This is a genomic window from Curtobacterium sp. MCBA15_016, from assembly GCF_001865105.1.
Taxonomy (GTDB): domain Bacteria; phylum Actinomycetota; class Actinomycetes; order Actinomycetales; family Microbacteriaceae; genus Curtobacterium.
On record NZ_MJGR01000018.1, the window covers coordinates 123,412 to 129,411 of the forward strand.

At 72.6% G+C, this 6,000-nt stretch carries 7 protein-coding genes; 5 read left to right on the plus strand and 2 right to left on the minus strand.

Annotation, left to right across the window (positions count from 1 at the left end):
- Positions 1 to 268: 268 nt before the first annotated feature.
- Entirely contained in the window at positions 269 to 1,156 is an 888-nt protein-coding gene (locus tag BIV03_RS08445) for a serine hydrolase (protein WP_071295330.1), read from the minus strand.
- Between the two features lie 173 nt (positions 1,157 to 1,329).
- Positions 1,330 to 1,731, minus strand: a complete 402-nt coding sequence (locus BIV03_RS08450; RefSeq protein ID WP_071295331.1) for a hypothetical protein — start codon at positions 1,729 to 1,731, stop codon at positions 1,330 to 1,332.
- Positions 1,732 to 1,872: 141 nt separating this feature from the next.
- Here BIV03_RS08450 and ppk2 point away from each other — a divergent pair, with 141 nt between their 5' ends.
- The 5 genes from ppk2 (at position 1,873) to BIV03_RS08475 (ending at position 5,986) form a co-directional block, all read left to right on the plus strand.
- Positions 1,873 to 2,781, plus strand: a complete 909-nt coding sequence (gene ppk2 / locus BIV03_RS08455; protein ID WP_070416884.1) for a polyphosphate kinase 2 — start codon at positions 1,873 to 1,875, stop codon at positions 2,779 to 2,781.
- A 72-nt stretch (positions 2,782 to 2,853) separates the two neighbouring features.
- Positions 2,854 to 3,669: a glycosyltransferase family 2 protein gene (locus tag BIV03_RS08460; RefSeq protein ID WP_071295332.1), complete on the plus strand. Its 816-nt coding sequence runs from the start codon at positions 2,854 to 2,856 to the stop codon at positions 3,667 to 3,669.
- Positions 3,666 to 4,502 carry an endonuclease/exonuclease/phosphatase family protein gene (locus BIV03_RS08465; protein WP_071295333.1) on the plus strand — a complete coding sequence of 279 codons (837 nt, stop codon included), beginning with the start codon at positions 3,666 to 3,668 and terminating at the stop codon, positions 4,500 to 4,502. Before BIV03_RS08460 ends, BIV03_RS08465 begins: the two co-directional genes overlap by 4 nt.
- Positions 4,499 to 5,122, plus strand: coding sequence for a hypothetical protein (locus tag BIV03_RS08470; protein ID WP_139201909.1), 624 nt, complete (start codon positions 4,499 to 4,501; stop codon positions 5,120 to 5,122). The genes BIV03_RS08465 and BIV03_RS08470 overlap by 4 nt, the downstream gene beginning before the upstream one ends.
- A 99-nt stretch (positions 5,123 to 5,221) precedes the next feature.
- Entirely contained in the window at positions 5,222 to 5,986 is a 765-nt protein-coding gene (locus tag BIV03_RS08475) for a carboxymuconolactone decarboxylase family protein (RefSeq protein WP_071295334.1), read from the plus strand.
- Positions 5,987 to 6,000: the final 14 nt, after the last annotated feature.

A 6,000-nucleotide genomic window follows, 5' to 3' on the forward strand; every position in this document is an offset into this window, starting at 1 on the left:
CCGGACGAACCCGCCTCCGCCGGAGGAACCTGTGCGGGCCGGAATGCCCGGGGGCGCCGGACACCGCGCACGTCGAGGAACGCGGTCGTACCGTCGGGACAGGACTCCAGGAGGAACCATGAATTTCGACGGCTTCGACCCCGCGGGACTGATCGTCTTCTGCGTGGCGGTGGTGCTGGTCTTCGGCGGCCTGATCTCGAGCCGACGGCGCCACTGACCCCGGCCCTCGACCCTCGGCCCGCGGCCCTCGCCCCTCGGCCTGCGGCGTTCAGGCCCGGTCGGCCCGTTCCTCCGACTCCAACTCCGTCGCGACGACCGCCGCGAAGGCGTCCGCTCCGAAGTGGTCGTCCGCCGTCACGGTGACGACCGTGTCGCCGTCGAAGAGCAGCATCTGCCCGTACGCGCCGTGCAGCCGCCAGAGTCGGCCGGGGCCGCCCCACCCCGCCATCGCGTACCGCTCGTAGCCGGGGCCCGTGCCGTCGCGTTCGACCCAGTCGGTGTGCATCGCGTCGCACCAGCGTGCGCCCACGATGCGTCGCCCCGCGGACTCCCCGCGGTCGCGCACCAGTCGGCCGATCCGTGCGAGTTCGCCGGTGCGCAGCGCCAGGCCCTCGCCGCCGACGACGTACCCGTTCGGGCAGCGTGCCCACGGCACGTCCTCGATGCCGAGCGGGTCGAACAACCGCCGGGCGACGAACGCGCCCACGTCGCCGACCCGGGTCTCGAGGACCCGCATCGCCGTGTACGTGCTCGCGTTCGCGTACTGGAACACCCGGCCGCGCGAGGGGCGCCCGAGGAACTCGGCCGCGAGGTCCGGCCAGTCGGTGAGCTCCGTCTCGGACCACGGCATGTCGACACCGCTCGTCATGGTGAGCAGGTGCCGGAGCGTGACCGCGTCCGTGCCCGCCCCGAAGCGGACGGCGGGCAGGAGGGTCGACACCGGGACGTCCACGTCGACGAGTCCGTCGTCGGCGGCGATCCCGGTGGCGAGGACCGCGATCCCCTTGGCGACGGAGTGGACCTCGCGCCGGACGTCGGGCGTCCAGTGGTGCTCGGCGGCGTCGTCCCCGACGAGGACGTGGAGGCCGTGGGCGGCGAAGCCGGTGTCGTCGACGTGACGGACGAGGGCGTCGAGGAGGTCGGTCGCGGTGCGCACCCGGCCATCCTCTCGCGGACGAAACCGCGAACGGACCGGACCGCAGACGGACGCCACCGCGAACGGACGCGACCGCGAACGGACCGGACCGCAGACGGACGGGAGGCGCGGTGCCAGCCGACACCGCGCCTCCCGTCCGTCATCGGGTCGCGTCGCGACCCGCACTCCGGTCGTCAGCGACGGCGGAAGTAGCCGTTCGCGCCACCGACGAACATGAGGATGGTCGCGACGATGACCGCGATGCCACCGATCCAGCCGAAGGCGTTGCCGCCGGACGCGGCACCCACGCCGACGCCGATCACCTGCAGGATGGCGAGCACGAGCAAGACGATGCGCGCCCAGTTGCGGCCGTCGCGCATCTTGAAGACGATGATCAGCTCGATGATCGCGAGGATGAAGGCGAAGATCGCACCGCCGATGAGCGGAGCCGTGCCGACACCCTGCGCAGCCGAGGCGCCGCCGCCGGAGACGAGACCGATGATGCCCTGGATGATGTTCGCAAGGACGACCACCAGCCAGATGACGAACGAGACGGTGACGGTGGTCGGACGTCCCGACCGGGTTGTTCCTGACATGCTTGCTCCTTCTGCCCCGATCGCGTCCAGCGACCTCACTGTGAACGTACAGCCCTGACGGAAGTTTGTCCGGTGTCCCTGCGGACGCGGCCGGGAAGCGCACGCCAGGATGGGGGTGCAGCACACCGACGAGGAGGACCCGTGGACAAGGCCCAGTACTCGCAGCCCATCCGGGAGTACATCGAGCAGCTCCGGACCGAGGGCTACAGCGTCGCGGACGGGCACACCGCCGACCCGGACCTCATCGACCCGTACGGCAACCCGGTCCTGACCTGGCGCGACGACTACCCGTACGACGAACGCCTCGGCCGCGAGGAGTACGAATACCAGAAGTACCACCTGCAGATCGAGCTGCTGAAGTGCCAGTACTGGCTCGAGGACACCGGGCAGAAGGCCGTCGTGCTCTTCGAGGGTCGCGACGCCGCGGGCAAGGGCGGCACCATCAAGCGGTTCACGGAGCACCTCAACCCCCGGACCTCCCGCGTCGTCGCGCTGAGCAAGCCGAGCGAACGCGAGCGCGGCGAGTGGTACTTCCAGCGCTACGTGCAGTACCTGCCGTCGGCGGGCGAGATGGTCCTGTTCGACCGCTCCTGGTACAACCGTGCCGGCGTCGAGCGGGTGATGGGGTTCTGCTCCGACGACGAGTACGAGTCCTTCATGACGCAGGTACCGCAGTTCGAGCGGATGCTCGTCGACTCCGGCATCCACCTCACGAAGTTCTGGTTCTCGGTCACCCGCCGCGAGCAGCGCACCCGGTTCGCCATCCGGCAGCTCGACCCCGTGCGGCGCTGGAAGCTGTCCGACATCGACCTGCTCTCGCTCGACCGGTGGGACGAGTACACCGAGGCGAAGACCGCCATGTTCGCCCGGACGAGCAAGCGGTACGCACCGTGGACGATCGTCCGGTCGAACGACAAGAAGCGCGCTCGTCTGAACGCGATGCGGTACTTCCTCACGCAGTTCGACTACCCGGACAAGGCGGTGGACGTGATCGGCCGGCCCGATCCGCTCATCGTCCGGCGCGGGAAGCGGGACGTCGACGTGGAGTAGGGGCGGCCAGGAGGCGCGGTGCCGGCCCGCAGCGCTGGGCGCGGTCGGAGCACGGCCTGGTTGGGTGGTCGCATGCGCCGCCCCGACACCGTCACCGTCGTCGTGCCGGTCCTCGACGACGCGGACCAGCTCCGCCGGTGCCTCGCGGCGTTGGCTCGCCAGACGCGGCTGCCCGACGAGGTGGTCGTCGTCGACAACGGCAGCTCGGACGACAGCGTGGCCGTCGCTTCCCAGGCCGGTGCCCGCTTGCTGCACGAACCCGTCCGGGCGATCGCCGCGGCGGCGTCCCGGGGCTACGACGCGGCGACGGGCACCCTGATCGCCCGGCTGGACTCGGACTCCTGCCCGGGTCCGGACTGGCTCGAGCGAGCGCTCCGGCACTTCGACGACGACCGCGTCGTGGCGGTGACCGGACCGGGCGAGTTCCGCGGGCTCGGTCGTCTGGAACGGGCGTTCTGGCACGTGGCGTACATGCGCGCCTACTTCGCCCTGATGACGGCGGCGCTGTGGCGGCCGCCGTTGTTCGGTTCGAACCTGGTCATCCGACGCCGCGCCTGGGAGGCCGTCCGGTCCCGCGTGCACCGGTACGACGCCGACGTCCACGACGACGTCGACCTGTCCGTGCAGCTCGATCCCGCGTGGCCGGTGGTCCTCGACCGGTCCCTCGTGATGTCCGTGTCGGGCGAGCCCGTCCGCGACCTGCCCGGCCTGGTCGTGCGCACGCGGAAGGCGCTCCGGACACTGGCGCTCGGCGGGTTCCGGATCCTTCCGGTCGTCCGGGCCGTGCGGCGCTGCTGGGCGACGCCCCGTGCCGTGCCCGGTGCCGTGGCCGAGCGCGTCCCCGGGCCGGACGTCGTGGAACCGCTCGAGGAGGTGCCGGCGTCGTGAGCGACTCCCCGCTCGTCGGGCCGCGGTCCGCCCCGGACCTGCACGTCCTGACCCTCAACGTCCGCCGACGCGTCCCGCACCGTCGGACCGACCACCCCGACGCCTGGACGCACCGCCGCGATGCCGTGCTCGAGCTGCTCGGGTCCGAGTCCCCGCACCTCGCCGCCCTGCAGGAGGTCCTGCCCGACCAGGAGCGCTGGCTCACGGAACGGTTGCAGCCCCGGTGGACCGCGGTGCTCCGGGGTCGCGGGCGCCGTGGCGACGGGGAGCGCGTCGGGATGCTCGTCGACACCGACCGTCTGCGGGTCACCGGTGAGCACGTCCGGGCGCTGTCCCGACGGCCGGAGCGGATCGGGAGCCGGTCGTGGGGCACCCTGTTCCCCCGGATCGCCGTCGGCCTCCAGCTCGAGGACCGCGTCACCGGCACGCGCTTCCTCGCCGTGTCCGTGCACCTCGACGTCGCATCGCCCCTGGCACGTCGGCGGTCGGCGGAGCTCCTCGTCCGGTGGGCAGACGAGGCCGGGCTCCCGGTCGTCGTGCTCGGCGACGCGAACGCCCCCGCCGACAGTGCTCCGCACCGGGTCCTCACCGACGCGGGGCTCGCGGACACCTGGACGGCGGCGGCCTCGCACGCGTCCGAGCAGTGGGGCACGCACCTCGGGTACCGCGTTCCCCGGCGGGGCGGACGCCGGATCGACTGGATCCTGGCCCGCGGCGCCGACGGGGTGCGTGCCTCCGTGTCGGCGGCGGCCGTGTCGACGCGCCGACCGAGCGGGGTGTGGCCGTCCGACCACGCCGCCGTGCAGGCCGTGCTCCGGTGGGAGGCAGCGTGACCACGACCACCGCGGACCACCGCGTGATCGACCGGCTCGGTGCGACGTTCCTCCGCCGACCCCGCGGCGCCGAGGTCGTCGCCGACGCCGTCCGTGCGGTGACGCTGGTGAGCCTGCCGGTCGCCACGATCGGGTGGGGCTGGATCGCGTTCGCCGTGCTCCTGCTCGCTTTGCTCGGGGTCGTCGTCCCCCGCGTGCTCGGACTCCGACCGGCCGTCGACACCGCCGTGTGCGCACTGGCGCTCGTCGCCGGGTGGAGCAGCGTCCTCGGCTGGTACACCTCGGTGTTCCTGTGGGACAAGGTCGTGCACTTCGTGCTGCTCGCCGCGTTGACCGCGGTGCTCTGGGTGATCGCGAGCGACACCGGAGTCCTGCGCACGGGCGACCGGGTCGGTCGGGCCCAGGCGGTCGTCGTCGCCGGCGTGCTGTCGCTCGCGATCGGATCCGTCTGGGAGATGTTCGAGTTCCTCGGGCACACCTTCCTCGACCCGACCATCTACGTCGGGTACGAGGACACCATCGGGGACCTGGCCGCCGACCTCGGGGGCGGGGTGCTCGCCGGGCTCCTGCTGCCCTGGGCCGTGCGCGACCGCCGGGTCGTCGCCGGACCGTCGTCCTGAGCCCCAGGCGGCCCGCTCGCGCTCGCGGAGGGGTGCCCTGCCGGAGGGTGTCCCAGCGTCCCCTCCCACGGAAGCGACCCCGGTCCTAGCGTCGAGGGCATGCCAGCGAACCCAGCAGCCCAGCGCGAGCACGCCCAGCTCTTCCCGGACCACACCTCGACCCTCGCCGAGACCGACCCGGGGTTCGCGGCGTCCTTCGCGGACTTCGCCCTCGACGAGACCCTGCGCGACGTCGCGATCACCCGGCACGACCGACTCCTCGTCCAGCTCGGCGCGACGATCGCCGTCGGTGCGCACACCGAGTTCGCGGTCCTCCTCGGAGCAGCGCTCGCGAACGAGGTCACCCCCGTCGAGGCGAAGGAGGTCGTCTACCAGGCCGTCGCCTACGTCGGCTTCGCCCGCACCGTCGACTTCCTCACGATCACCGACGACGCGCTCGTCGCCCGCGGCGTCGCGCTCCCCCTGCCGGATCAGCGCACGACCGACCCCGACACGCGACTGGCCCGCGGGCGCGAGGTGCAGGGACGGCTCGTCGGCGCCGACCGGGTCGACCACATGTACGACGCCGCGTCGCCCGACACGGTGCACTTCCAGCGGTTCCTCTCCGGCAACTGCTTCGGCGACACGGTGGCCCGCGGCGGGCTGGACCTCCGGACCCGCGAGCTCGTCACCTTCGCGATGCTCGTCGCGCTCGGTGGCGCCGACGCGCAGGTCCGCGGGCACGTCGCCGGCAACCTCGCCGTCGGCAACCACCGCCGGGACCTGCTCGACGTGCTCACCGTCCTGGTGCCGTTCATCGGGTACCCCCGCACCCTGAACGGCCTCGCGGTCGTCGACGACGCGGCCCCCGCGACGGACCGGTGACGGACTGGAGGCGC